Below are 14,111 nucleotides of genomic sequence, written 5' to 3' on the forward strand. Positions count from 1 at the left end.
CCGATCCTGCCTGCCGTGTTCTCCTGCGTTGAAGGAGGGTGGGCAGGATCAGCTTGTCATGGCGAGGCGATCCCGCCGCTCAGCGGCGCAATCAGCAGATCGCCGATGCTGGCGCTGTTCAACGGGCCGTCACTGCCGCCGGCGCCGCCGGTGTAGTGGGCGAAGTGGGTGAGATAGCTCATGTTGAAGCCGTCATCGAGCGCAAAGTGGCAACGGGCGCCGGCTTTCGCGGCGAAGCGGCCCCAGGTCGAGCGCTGCACGCCGGTGCTGTGCGGCATCACGATAGGCAGGTGCTGTTCGTCGCTGCCTTCGCAGCGGATCACCAGCATCTTCACGGCGGCGGTGACGCCGGTGTTGATCGGGCCATGCTCGTTGGCGTAGTCGAGTGAAACGCGATAACCACCGGTGGTCGGCGCCGCCCACATGCGCGGCCAGTTGCCAACCACCTTCATCACATCGCCTACGCAGGTGTCGGGGCTGTGCAGCGATTCGACGCCTTGTGCATCGATGCGCGTGGCGCTTGCGCAGGTCAGTCCCGGCTGATGTGCGAGCTGGCCGTTGCCGTCGATGCTGCCGTGGCGCTGGCCGTTGAGGTAGAGCATCACGTTGCCATCGACCTGCACGTGCCAACCGTCGGCATCGGCGGTCAGCGCTGGTGCGGGCGGGGCGGCCGGCGCGTACAACGGGGCATCGTTACGCAGCGGTGGGTCTTGCACATGGATCGCCTTGAGCGTGACAACCGTGTTGGTGCCGTGCGTGTCGGTGCGGTCGGCGACCAGCAGGTTGCCATCGACATGTGCGGGAAGCTGCAGCGTGATGTGTCGATCCGGCAGCTCCAGCGTGATCGACGTGCGCTGGCCGAACAGCATCGGCACCAGCGTGGTGGGGAGTTTCGGTTCGACACGACCGTCTTCGGTGAGGCCGAACACGCCTTCGGTCACCACCGCGAAATAGGCCGCTACAGACCACACCTGTCGAGGCGAATTGACTACCGGGCCACTAAGCTTGCCCTCGTCGACGTGCTGGCCCTGGGTCAGCAGCTCGTAGTTCTCCATGTTGGAGCCATACAGCGCGGCGCCGCGCATCACCGATTCGATCTCGTGTTCGATGCGCGCTGGCTGGTTCAACACGCGCGCGGCACGCAATGCATAGGCGCTGACGAACGGCCAGATTGCGCGGTTGTGATAGATCGGCTGATCGGCGCGCTCGGGCCAGATCACGGGACTGCCGGCTGGCCAGGTCGGGTAGTTCGCCAGCGTTTGCCGTGCACGCTCGCCGTCGGCCACGCCGCTGGTGATCGCCAGCGCGATGCCGAGCAGGTCGTAAGTGTCGTACGGCGTTCCGTCACCGCCGATATAGCTCATGTAGAGACCGCGGTCGGCGCGCCAGAAATGTGTGTTGATCGCCGTCTTCAGCGCGGCGGCTTGCGCACGGTAATCGCTTGCGGCCTTCGCATCGTGGTGTGCGTCGGCCTGTGTGGCAGCCAGTTGCAGTGCCTGGTAGTGCAACACATTGGTGGACAGGGCGAACGACTGCCCGATGGCGACGACGTTGTTCGCGGTCCACGCCGGGTAGGTTTGCTCGCGCCAGTCGAGGAATGAGGTTTCGCCACGGTACAGCCCGAACACGGCGTCGAACGCGTATTGCCGATCCTGCGCCAGCGTGTTGCCCAGCGCGTGGTAGACGTCCTCGGCGAACGCCTTGTCGTCGAGCAGGTGCTGCGCGCCGAGGAACCACACCACGCGGTCGGTGCTGATCGGCCAGCTGCCGCCGGAGCCGGTGTCCTGCATTACGTACAGGCCCGGTGGCGCAGACGGCGCGCGCACGTCGGACAGCTTGAATTGCAGCCCGTTGCGCGAACGCGCGGCATCGAAGCGCCACAGGCCGAGATCGATCGAGTACGACAGGTCACGTGTCCACACGTACGGCCACTTCAGGCCGGTCTCGAAACACTGGCAGGGAATCGGCTGGCCATGGTCGAACGCGCCGTCGCGGATCGCCGTGACCGAATCCTGTTTCAGGTCGTCCTGGGCCATCGCGAACAAGCCGTCGAACAGGACGCTGGCGGTATCCGCGTGCAGCGGCTGCGCCGGTATCATGCGCTGCCCGTACGGCCATGCCAGTGTGTAGGCATCCTGTGCGTCGCGGCTCATGCTCACGTGCACGCCGTGCCAGTCCAGCCCGTCCTGCCAGGTCGGTGCGTTTGCACTCGTCGCCATGGCTGCGGCCAGCAGCATGCTCAGCACGTGTGCAGCCCATGTGCGCGGTTATGGATCGGCTGTTTCATTGGCGTGCCCCTCCTGCTGCTGTTATGTCATGGTGCGGCATGCTTCGCATGTTGCGGGCGCAGCATCGGTGTGCGTGGCTATCCGCGGCAATCCTGCATGGTAGGGAGGGTCGGAGTGCAGCAGCGAGCCTCTGCATACGTATTCATGCAGGCGAATGGTTGTATTGGGTAACCTGCATCGATGGATCCGCGTTGCCTGCGGTCATTGACCTTGCGTCGACGGGTCTTGCCTGCATTCTTCACTTCCTTGCCATCCGGGATTCGAGCTGATGAAAAAGCTGCTGCGTGTTCTGGTGTTCGCCGGCCTTTCGATGTCCGCAACGCTTGGTGTCGCGCAGATCCAGATCAACCCGCTGCCGGAGGAAAAGCCGGTGGTGGCGAGGCCGATCGGGGCGAATGAGCTGACCGCTGCGGATGCCGGCGCCTGGCTGGATGGGCTGTTTCCCTATGGATTGAAGAAGAATAACCTCGCTGGTGCCGTGGTGGTCGTGGTGAAGGACGGCCAGGTCCTGCTGGCGAAGGGTTACGGCTACGCGGATGTGGCGGCGAAGAAACCGGTCGACCCGATGACGACGCTGTTCCGCATCGGCTCGATCTCCAAGACGTTCACCTGGACGGCGGTGATGCAGCTGGTCGAGCAGGGCAAGCTCGATCTCGATGCGGACGTCAACAAGTACCTGGACTTCAGCATTCCTCCGCTTGATGGCAAACCGGTCACGTTGCGCGAGCTGATGACGCACACGCCGGGTTTCGAGGAAACCATCAAGAACCTCGGCGGCAACGATCCGGCGCGGCTGATGAGCAACGAAGCCTGGGTCAAGGAATGGGTGCCCGAGCGCATCTATCCGTCTGGCGAAGTCTCGGCCTATTCCAACTACGGTGCCGCGCTGGCCGGCTACATCGTGCAACGCGTCTCCGGCCAGCCGTTCGATGACTACATCGAGCAGCACATCCTGCAGCCGCTGGGCATGCAGCACGCCACGTTCCGCCAGCCGCTGCCGGCGTCGCTCGCGCCGTACATGGCGAAGAGCTATGCCAAGGCCAGCGAGCCGGCACGGCCGTTCGAGCTGGTGAATGCGGCGGCGGCCGGCGCCATGTCGGTCAGTGGTGGCGACATGGCGCGCTTCATGATCGCCCAGCTGCAGGACGGCCATGACGGGGATGCACAGATCCTGCAGCCGCAGACCGCGCAGCAGATGCACGGCTACACGCACTACTCGGTGCCCGGTCTGTTGCCGATCGCATTGGGCTTCTACCACATGGATCGCAACGGCCAGGACATCATCGGCCATGGCGGCGACACCGAACTGTTCCACAGCGACATGATGCTGTTCGTGCACCAGAACGTGGGCGTGTTCGTCTCCATCGACGGCGATGACGATGGTGGCCTGCGCCGGCAGCTGTTGAACGGTTTCACCGACCGCTATTTTCCGGCACTGCCTGAGCTGCCGCAGCCGACGCTGACCACGGCGCATGGACACGGCGCCGTGCTGGTGGGCCGCTACATCGCCAGCCGCACCTCGATGTCCAATTTCATGAGCATGGCGAACTGGTTTGCACAGTCGCGCATCACGATGGACAAGGACGGCACCCTGGTCACCCACGATTTCCAGGACATGGCTGGACAGCCACGACACTGGCGCGAGGTGAAGCCTTACGTCTGGCTGGACGACGCCAGCGGCAGTCATCTCGCGGCACTGATCCAGGATGGCAGGTTGCGCTGGATCTCGTATGACGAGGCAGCGCCAGTGATGGTCTTCCTGCCGGTGCATGGCTTGCAGTCCGCCGCATGGAACCTGCCGTTGCTGTTCGGTTCGCTGGCGGTTCTCCTGCTGGTTGCGTTGCTGTGGCCGATCGCGGCGCTGGTGCGCCGGCACTATCGTCAACCGTCGCTGCTGTCGTCGCCGGCGACGCGCTGGTATCGCTGGAGTCGTGTTGCGGCGTTGCTCTACCTCTTGTTCGCCGCCGGCTGGGTGTACGTGCTTAAGCTGGCGGACGACAGCTTCGTGAATCTCGGCAACGGCCTGGACGTGACGCTGCGGCTGATCCAGCTGATCGGCTTGCTGGCAGTCATCGGCAGCATCGGCGCCTTCATGAACGCGCGCCATGCATGGCATGAGCCGGGCCGCTGGTGGCGCAAGGCGAACAGCACGGTCCTGGCGCTGGCCTGCGTGGCCATGCTGTGGTTCACCTTCGGTCTGCACCTGTTGAACCTGCATCTGAATTACTGACGTGTCGTACCTGCAGAACGACGAAGACCGCGTTGAGCGCGGCCTTCGTCTCGGTGGAATGGGAGTGCCGACTCAGTGCAGCTCGACCACCACGAGCCCTTGCGGCGGGATGGTGATATCCAGCTTGCCATTGCGCAGTTCCACCTGTTCCGGCGCAGACAACTTGCCCGCGGCGCGCAGCTGGGCGATCTGTTCGCGGCTGGGTGTGTCCGGGCGACCCATCTGGTCGAAGCTGGCGACAGCATTGCCGTGGGTCCCGTCGAGGCGCCACAGGGTGGCGTGGGCGCCGGCGGCGAGATGCTTCACGTCGATGCTGAAGTGCCTGGGTGCGCCGCTCGGTTCGCCCGGTGTGTAGGTGGCCTTGTCACCGACTGGCGGCGCGTAGTTCCACAGCGCAAGGACGACGGTGCCGTCATCGCGTCGAGTGGCCAGGGCGGAGTCCGAGTCAAGCACGAGTCGGGTATCGCCAAGCTTGTGCAGCATCGCGAACGCGTTGAACGCGGGCTTGTTGATGCGATCGGCAGCGATCAGGCCAAAGCCGCCATAGAACGGGTTCTGCACCACGCCCTGTTCCTCGAACACGTCGGAGAACGACCAGTAGCTCATGATCTCGACCTTGCCGGCGCATTCGCGGATGGTGTTGGCCATCCACGGGCCCATGAACACGGTGTCGGTGACATTGGGCAGGTTCGCGTAGGAGGCGTTGTACTCGCTGAAGATCAGCGGCATGTGCGGGTACGGTGACGCGGCGATCTCCTTGTGCACCTTGTCCACCGAGCGGCAGACCATGTCCGCGCGCGGGATGTTCTCCTTGGTCTTGAACACGTTGTCGGCGGTGTCGTCGCCGTAGACATGGGTGCTGACGAAATCCACCGGCACCTTGGCGTCATGCGCGTGCTTGAGGAAGTCAGGCACCCATGCGGCCTGCGCCGTGCTGGGGCCGCCGACGCGCAGGCGCGGGCTCGCCGCCTTGAGCGCGCGCACGGTGTGGTCGTACAGGGCGAAGTAGGTGGGCTGCGGTGGCGTGCCTGCCCAGAAGCCGATGTTCGGCTCGTTCCACACCTCGAAGTACCAGCTGGCCACTTCATCGATGCCGTAACGGGCGATCAGGTGCTGCGCGAAGGCGCCGATCATCGCGTCCCACTCGGCGTAGTCCTTCGGTGGCGCGATGTTCGGGTGATACCAGAATTCCTGGATCGCCTTCGGATCGGAGGTCAGTTCCTCGGGCATGAAGCTGAGTTCGACGAAGGGTTTCACGCCGTGCTCGAGCAGGCCGTCGTAGATCTGGTCGACGTAGGAGAAGTTGTAGCTGATCCTGCCATCAGGGCCACGCCGTACCAGACCGACATCGTGATCGAAGATGCCGTGGAAACGGATGTAGCCGAAACCGGTGGCCTGATGTACCGCATCGAGGTCCTTGCGGTAGTCGTCGCGCAGCGCGAGCGAGGCACGGCCGGAGCCGAACATCTGTTCCCAGAAATGCGGAAAGGCCGTGCCCTTCGCGGTGGCGTCGACATGCAGGGTGGTCGTGGCCGGTGCGGGTGTCGCGGCGTTGACGGTGCCAGCGATCAGCAGGGCCGCGATACAGGTGCCCAGGGCCAGGTTTCGGAGCGAAAGAGGAAGAGTCATGGCGGATCCTGTTCGACGCGTGGGGTGGGCGCGGAGGGGCCGGCAAAGCCAGCAGCCATCAGGATGTAAACGTTTACATCGAGACACAGTCTGCAACATCGGCAGGTGGTGCGTCCAGCCATTTGCAGATGAATCCTGCGCTGCGTCACATGCGAACGCGCGCCCGGATCCTCCAGGGCAACCAGTCTTGTGGGGAGAGGTTTGAGCCCTTGAGGAACCTCTGATTAAGCTTTTGCCCGTCATTCCAGCGAAAGCTGGAATGACGGGCTATTCAGGCCTCCCCAATGTCGTTGCTTGCAGTGCAGCCATGGGCGTTTTGGCTGGAACGTCTCCCGGACGGATTGCCGGCATTCCGGCTATCGCTTCATGTCGAGCGTGATGCTTGCTGCCTGCGCGGCCGTCACCCGCACGTAGGTGACATCGCCATAGCGGTCGTGACCACGGGCCCAACCCTCATCAGCGCTGTGCTGCAAGGCGTTGAGGTTGTCGAAGGATTTCAGGTGGCCGCTGACGGTCGCAGCCGTGCCGCCATGAATCTTCAGCAGGTAGAACTGCAGCGCCGGCTTGAAGCTGCCAGCTGCGGCGCCGAGGTCGAACTGCACCGTGTCGCCGTTGCGCTGTACGGCCAGGGTCTGGCGATAGTCCTGCCCGTGCTCGTAGTCGTAGGTGCTGCCGTCGTCGTCGTAGTAGTCGAACGTGTTGCGTTGTGCGGCAGGGAACACCTCGACATCGAGCTGGGTGAGCGGATGCTGGCCGACGTAATCCTCGGCCGGCCGGTTCGGGATGATCGCGCCGTCGCGGATGAACAGCGGGATGTCGCTCCACGTCCTGCTGTCGATCGCGAGATGGATCGTCTGGCCACCCTGATAGACCTTGCCGCTGGACCAGTCGGTCCAGCGACCGGCGGGCAGGTAGATGTCTTTCGATGCTTGCCCGGGCTCGACCACCGGCGAAACCAGCAGGTAGTCGCCGAACATCCATGCGCCGATGTCGTTGCGCACCTGTGGATCGCCGGGCCAGTCGAACAGCAGCGGGCGCACCAGGCCGACGCCGCTGACGCGGCGCTGGTATTCGTAACTGTAGATGTACGGGATCAGCGTGTAGCGCAGGCGGATCGCGTCGGTGGCAGCCTTCTCGGCAACCGGGCCGTAGACCCATGGCTGGCGCTTCTGGCCGAAGTCGCCATGTACGCGGAAGATCGGAGTGAACGCACCGAACTCGATCCAGCGCGCGTAGTTCTCCGGCGTCGGCGTGCCGTCCTTGAAGCCGCCGCCGTCCATGCCCCACTGCATCGCGCCCACGTTGATCGCACTCAGCATGCGTGCGCGCTGACCGGCCATGCTGGCGAAGCCGGTGGGGATGTCGCCCGACCACAGGCCGTAGGCATAGCGTTGCGAGCCGAGCCAGAAGTTGCGGTTGATCGACCACACGCGCTGGTTGGAGATGGCACGCTGGCCGTCGTAGAGCGCACGCTGCATGTTGAGGAATTGCGTGTTGCTGGGCGTATTGTCGGCCTCGTCGTTCCACCAGCCGATGATGCCGGTGGCGAACGAATGCTTCAGCGCATCGTTGAAGAACCAGCCGCGCGCCGCCGGCTTGTCGAAGTCGATGTCCTTCACCGGCTTGTGCGAGAAGTAGTCCGGCGTGGCCTTTTCGTCGGGGCGCCACAGGTCGTGCGCGGTGGCGTAGCGGCCTTCGACGGTATCGACATGCACGCGCGGTTTCATGATGCCGGTGAGATGGACGCCGCGCTGGTCCAGCTCGGTTTTCAGCCTGCCGTCGGGTCCGCCGGGAAATTTCGTGGCGTTCCAGCGGAACTCGCCCCAGTCCTCGCCCCACGCCTTCCAGTCGAAGTCGAGCGTGATGTTGTCGATCGGGATGTGCTTCGCGCGGTAGGTATCGACGATCTGCAGCAGTTCCTGCTGGTCGATGCCCCACTGGCTGTTGGTGAAGCCCATCGCCCATTTGGGAAACAGCGGGCTGCGGCCGCTGAGCCCGGCAAGTTCACCGAACAGCTCGCGCGGCTGGCCGACGAGGATGTAGAAGTCCATCGCCGGTTTCGTGGTCGTGGTCGACTTTACCGGCTGGATATCGAGACGTGCGAGCTGCTGGTCCGGGCCTGCCTGACGGTCGTTGCCGGGCGGTATGGGGTGAGCCACCACCTCCTGGAAATCCACCTTGCTGTCGCTGTCGACCAGTACGCCGTAGCCCGTCGTGCTCCACACGAAGGGCGCACCGGCGTTGCCCTGTTCGCCGGCACTGGCCACCTGACTCCGTTCCCGCAACAGGCCGGTCCTGGCTGATGCGGTGGCATCGAAGCCGTGGATACCGTACAGGGCGTCACCCCGTGCATGCGTCAGCGCGATTTTTCCGTCGCCCAGCATCGCGGGGTAAAGGGTCAGCAGGTACCGGCCATCGGCATCATCCACACTGAGGCTGCCGCTGTCCTTGTGCCAGGTCGCGCTGAGCTTGCTGGATGTCATCGTCACGAGGAGGGCATCCTCGTGCACCTTCACCGGGGCATGCGTTCGCTCGCTGTGCGGATCGAGCACCAGCGCGGATGGCACGGTGGCCACGCCGCTTCGCACATGCACGATGCCGGCGCCGTCGAAGCGGATGATGAGCGGTATTCCGGTCGTCCCCGCTCCGTTGGAGATGGTCATTCCGTCGGCATCGAGATGGATGGTCATGGACGGAGGCTCGATGAAGTCCGCGCTCGCGGGTCCCGTAGCGAGCAATCCGCCCAGGGCCAGCGCAGTGCATAAAAAGGTCGACCCACAGCGCAGGCTCATTGCAGGATCACGCTGCTGTAGGGAGGGAGTTCCAGCATGTCGCCGTGCACTGCGGCACCGTTGCCGGTCTGACGCAGCAGTTTGCCGAAATGCGGCTCGCCGGGCACGTCCAGCGGCATCGACTGGTTCTGGCCGGAGAGGTTGTGCACCACCAGCACGGTGTCCTGTGTGCCGGTACGCTGCCACGCCACCAGCTGGTCGTTCGCCTCCGGGTAGGCGCGGAAGCCGCCGTCGCGTAGTGCGCCGATCTCGCTGCGCCAGTGGATCAGTGTCGTGTAGTAGTGCAGCAGCGAATGCGGATCGGCCTGCTCGGCCTCGACCGAAACCGCCAGGCCGTCTCCCGAGGTCGGTGGCTCCCAGGTGGCCGTACCCTGCGCACGTGGCGAGCGCTGCCAGCGCATCGGCTCGCGCAGGGCCTCGTCAGGCTTGCGTCCGCGCATGCCAAGTTCCTCGCCGTAATAGATGTATGGCTGGCCCGGCAGGGTGAGCAGCATCGCCGCGGCCATGCGCATGTGCTGCGGATTGTCGCCGAGCTGGCTCATCACGCGTTCCTGGTCGTGGTTGGACAGGAATGGTGCATCCCGCAGTTGGCCGCCATCGGCGGCGCGATAGCTGGCGTAGGTGTGTTCCAGCGTGGTGGCGAGGTCGAGGTTGCGTTCGTCCTTTGCGGCGGTGATCAGCTGGACCGCCAGCGGGAAATTGAACACCGCATCCAGTGGCTTGAAGTACGGCGCCAGTTCGGTGGCGACCGGCCGCGTCACTTCGCCGACCAGGTAGGCGTGCGGATTCACCGCGTCGAGGCCATGCCGGTATTCGTTCCACCATGCGAGGTTCTTCGCCAGTGCAGCGGGGTCGTCCATGTCCGACTGCAGGTTGTCGTAGATGTGCTGGGCCGCATCGAGGCGGAACCCGTCGACGCCCTGCTTCAGCCAGAACTGGCCTACCTTGATCATCGCGGCGCGCACGGCCCGGTTGTCGTAGTTCAGATCCGGCATCGTCGGCGCGAAGATGCCCAGATAGTTCTGCGCGCCGTCGGCATGCCAGGCGGTGACGCCGGTGGCGCTGAGCGTGTCCAGGTCGGTGTATTTGTCGGCCCAGCTGTACCAGTCGTGATACGGACTGTGCGGATCCAGTGCCGCCTTGAACCACGGATGCTCGTTGCTGGAATGGTTGATCACCATGTCGATGATCACCTTGATGCCGCGCTTGTGCGCCTCGTCCAGCAGGCGCCGGAAATCCGCCATCGTGCCGTACTGCGGATTGATGCCGTCATAGTCGGTGATGTCGTATCCGTGATAGCTCGGCGAGGGGTTGATCGGCATCAGCCAGATGCCGCTGACGCCGAGCGATTTCAGATAGTCGAGCTTCGCGGTGACGCCATTGAGATCGCCGATGCCGTCGCCGTTGGTGTCGTAGAACGAGCGCACGAAGATCTCGTACCACACATCCGACGGCGCCTGCTGCGAGGCTGCTGATGCAGACGAGGATTGCGCGGCATCCGGTTGGCTGCAGGCCGGCATCGGCGAGAGCAGGGCGATGGCCGTGGCGATGGTGCAAGCGAGCAATGGGAATCTGGGCATGTCGGTCTGCCTTGTATGGTCGCGCCCCTGTTGTGCAGGCGCATGCATCGGGCACAGGTGCGAATCGATCGGCAGATGATCATCGACTCGATGCGTACGGCCATCAGGCAGACGGCGATCATCCCTCGATCATGTCACGGCGAACAAGCTAAAAAAACCGGCTCCGCCGGGAGAGGCGGAACCGGCGAAGGGAGAGAGGCCGGACATCGTGAGGGCGATGTCCGGCATGGTCGTTAGAACTTGAGGTTGAAGCCGAGGTATGTCGTCCGGCCGAAATACTGGATCGTGCCGGTCTGCTGCGTGTTGCCGAAATAGGTACGGGTCGGCTGGTTGGTGAGGTTGAGGAACTGGACAAGCAGGCTGAAGTTCTTGGTGAAGTTGTAAGCGGTCTGGAAGTTGAACACCGTCTCGGGACCGAAGTAGACGATCTGGTTGTTCACCGACATCTGCGAATCGGACACGAACGACGATCGGTAGGTGCCGGACAGCTGGGCCGAGAAGGTGCCGTTGTCGTAGAACAGGGCGGCGGTGGCCGACTTCTTCGACAGGCCCGGCAGCCCCTGATTCTGCGGCGGCCCGCTGAGCGTCGATTCCGATTTCACTGCGCTCTGGGTCAGCGAGAAGCCCGCGCTCACACCCAGGCCAGACCAGGCACCGGGCAGGAAGTGGGTCTTCTGGACGAACAGGTCGAGACCATGGACCGTACCGCCCTGGGTGTTGTTGTATGCAGTCTGGTATTGCCCGTTCAGATACGGCCTGCCGGTGGTCGGATCGATCGGCACCGTGATGCCGGCGCCAGCGAAGTCGAAGTCGTTGTAGGTGACCTGCTGCACGAACGACTCGACATGCTTGGTGAACACGTGCGCGGTGAAGGCGCCGCTCGACTCCGGGAAATAGTGCTCGAAGCTGGCATCGAACGTGTTCGCGTACATCGGCTTGAGCAGCGGGCTGGTGTTGCTCCACAGGTTGTACTGCCCGCTGGCTTCCCATGCGCCATGACCAGCCAGCAGCTCGTTGATCGGCGGCGGTGCCATCGTCTTGGCGGCAGAGAGGCGCAGCTGGTCGGCATCGTCGAAGTGGTAGACCAGGTTGATCGACGGCAGCCAGTCGGTATAGGTCACGCCCTGGGTGACCGGGATGTAGTTGCTGCTGGTCACACCGGTCTGGTCGGTGAGCGGGATACCGGCGTTGTTGTCGACTTCCTGCAGTCCGCTGCTGTATTGCGAGGTGCGGACCACGCGCACACCGATGTTGCCGGTCACGCTGTGGTCGAACAGATTGGTGTCGATGTCGGCCATCAGGTACGCATCGCGCGATTTGACATCGACCTGGCCGCTCTGGATATACGTCCAGTTGTTGGCCCAGCTCTTCAGCGGCGTCGTGCCTGTGATGCCGTTGGCGGCCAGGATCGCCGCGCCGTTGAGTGCGAGGAAGCACGGGAAGTTTCCGAAATCACCGCGCCAGCAGGTGGTGACCGCATCGCTGCTGTTGAGCGCAAGCGGCAGTTCGCTGCCGGATGAGGTTCCCCATTCCGAGCCGTATACATAGGCACTGCGATCGGCATTGTAGGTGTGGTTGTTGATATAGACGCCGCCCTCGATGGCGGAGACCACCGGGTTGTCGTTCAACTCGTAGGTCGTCTCGAGGCGAAGGCCCTGGTCCTTGTCGTGATAGACGTAGGGGTAGATGCCATAGCGCGACAGCGCCATGTCGCCGAGGTTGGTGTAGATGCCCGGATTCTGCACTGCGAGCGAACCGACGTTGAGGCCGTTCAACCCATAGGTGAGCGACTGGGACATCAGCGTGGGGTTGGCAGTGCCCAGCCCGTTGTAGGGATCGGCAGTCGTGTCGAGATTGACTTCGGAACTGGAGGCGCGCGACAGCGAGGCATCTGCCACCACCGTCCACGGGCCGCTGGTCCATTTCGCATTCAGGCCGCCGGACAACACGGTGGAATGGGTGGTGTAGTCGTCGGCGGTGGTTTCGACGGAGAAATTGTGGGTGTACGGGTTACCGGTTCGCGGATCGGTACCCGTTGCCGGGTTGCTGCTCACCGTGCCGCCGATGACCGCCCCATTCGGCAGCAGGATCGGGTTGGTGATCTGGGCCTGATTCTGGTCGAACAGCTGAGTGCGGAAGCCGCGGCCGAACGATCCATCGTCGTACTGCGAGTAGAAGCCGTCGCCGCTTATCTGCAGGCTGTCGGTGGGTTTCCAGACAATGGTCGCCACGTAGCCGTTGCGTTGCTCGCTGCCTCCGTTCTGTTGCACCTGGATGCCTTGGGATGGATAAGCCTGCTGCGAGCTGGTGGAGTTCAGCGTCTGCAGGCCATCGAAAGCCTCGCCCACGAACTGCTCGGAGACATGCGGCTGCACCATGCGCGCGAAGCCCAGGCCCACGCCCAGGGTGTCCTCAAGGAACTTGCCCTGCCAGGCGGCACTGAAACGGTAACCCATCGAGTTGGCGCCGTAGACGTCGCTGGCCTGGTCGTTGTAGCTGCCGCGGAAATCGACGTTGACGGTCTGCTCCTGCTTGGCATCGAGCGGGTTGGCTGTCTGCATGGCGATCGTGCAGCCTACGCCGCCCTCGATCAGCGAAGCCTGCGAGGACTTGTACACGGTCGCCTGGTTGATCAGCTCGGACGGGTACTGGTCGAACTGCACGTAATTGGTGCCGCTGGTGGTTGGCTGTACGCGCCCATTCAGTGTGGTCTGGATGAAGTTGCCCGAGAGACCGCCGCAGTTGATCTGCGAGGCTTCGCCACCGATGCGCTCGGCGGTGACGCCGGGCAGGCGGGTCAGTGCATCGGCGATCGACTGGTCGGGCAGGCCACCGATATCCGCGGCGGTCACCACGTTCTGGATGGTGTCGGCATAGCGCTGGATGTCGACCGCGGTCTCGACGCTCTTGTTGTAGCCGGTGACCGTGATGGCCTGCAGATCCTTGGCCTTGGCATCTTTCTGCGCTTGGGCGCGGGCTCCGGCGCTCGACTTGGTGGTGCCGTCCGTGGTGGAGGTGTCCTGCGCCGGCGAGGCGTTCTGACTGGCCGCTTGCGGGCCGGCTGGCTGGTCATTCAGTGGGGCGGCCGCATAAGCGGCGGAGGTCGCGCAGAAGCCGACCGATGCCAGTGCCAAGGCAAGCACATTACGTTTGAATATCACCGTTATCCCCTCCCAGGGTTGCACATCATTTTGTTTTGGTTGCGGTCGTTGCCCCAACGTTTTCGGTGGACAGCGCGGCCACATGTGCCGATGACCCGTCAACGTGGCGATCATGTTAGGGCGGTGTTTTGCAACCCGGCGGTTTACTGCATACGTATTCATTCTGCTGCTATGCATCGCAAACAGACATGTTGCTTCCCTTGGGGTGCGGCGCCATGCGCGGCGATCCCGTGCGCGTCCATGTGCGGAAAATGCGTGGAAACCAGATGCCAGGCTCATTCCGCAGGATTCGTTTCATTTTCATATGGACGTCCAAACCATCGCGACGCATGAAATGCTGCATTGCGATCATTGGCATCCATGAATACGTATGCACTGTCGGGGCTGCCGTTGCATGCAGCCATTAAGCTCCCTGACAGGCCGCGGTAGGG

Annotated in this window: 6 protein-coding genes; 1 reads left to right on the forward strand and 5 read right to left on the reverse strand. The window is 63.6% G+C overall.

Annotated elements, in window-relative coordinates:
• Positions 1–56: 56 nt before the first annotated feature.
• Positions 57–2,246, reverse strand: coding sequence for a Six-hairpin glycosidase-like protein (locus B0E50_RS15685; protein ID WP_077442273.1), 2,190 nt, complete (start codon positions 2,244–2,246; stop codon positions 57–59).
• Positions 2,247–2,556: 310 nt separating this feature from the next.
• On the opposite strand from B0E50_RS15685, the gene B0E50_RS15690 reads away from it, so the two are divergent.
• Positions 2,557–4,518 (forward strand): serine hydrolase domain-containing protein, encoded by a 1,962-nt coding sequence (locus B0E50_RS15690; protein ID WP_077442274.1) that lies wholly within the window; start codon positions 2,557–2,559, stop codon positions 4,516–4,518.
• Between the two features lie 72 nt (positions 4,519–4,590).
• Here the strand turns inward: B0E50_RS15690 and B0E50_RS15695 are convergent, their stop codons facing one another.
• The 4 genes from B0E50_RS15695 to B0E50_RS15710 all read right to left on the reverse strand — a co-directional run bounded on the left by B0E50_RS15695 (position 4,591) and on the right by B0E50_RS15710 (position 13,680).
• Positions 4,591–6,147 (reverse strand): glycosyl hydrolase family 39, encoded by a 1,557-nt coding sequence (locus B0E50_RS15695; protein WP_077442275.1) that lies wholly within the window; start codon positions 6,145–6,147, stop codon positions 4,591–4,593.
• Between the two features lie 356 nt (positions 6,148–6,503).
• The gene (locus B0E50_RS15700) at positions 6,504–8,837 is read right to left on the reverse strand and encodes a TIM-barrel domain-containing protein (RefSeq protein WP_139350898.1); all 2,334 of its coding nucleotides are present in this window, start codon (positions 8,835–8,837) and stop codon (positions 6,504–6,506) included.
• A gap of 98 nt (positions 8,838–8,935) precedes the next feature.
• Entirely contained in the window at positions 8,936–10,519 is a 1,584-nt protein-coding gene (locus B0E50_RS15705) for an alpha-amylase family glycosyl hydrolase (protein ID WP_077442642.1), read from the reverse strand.
• Between the two features lie 233 nt (positions 10,520–10,752).
• Positions 10,753–13,680, reverse strand: coding sequence for a TonB-dependent receptor (locus B0E50_RS15710; protein WP_168170898.1), 2,928 nt, complete (start codon positions 13,678–13,680; stop codon positions 10,753–10,755).
• Positions 13,681–14,111 lie beyond the last annotated feature (431 nt).

This window comes from Rhodanobacter sp. C01, from assembly GCF_002001045.1.
In the GTDB taxonomy this organism is placed as follows: domain Bacteria; phylum Pseudomonadota; class Gammaproteobacteria; order Xanthomonadales; family Rhodanobacteraceae; genus Rhodanobacter.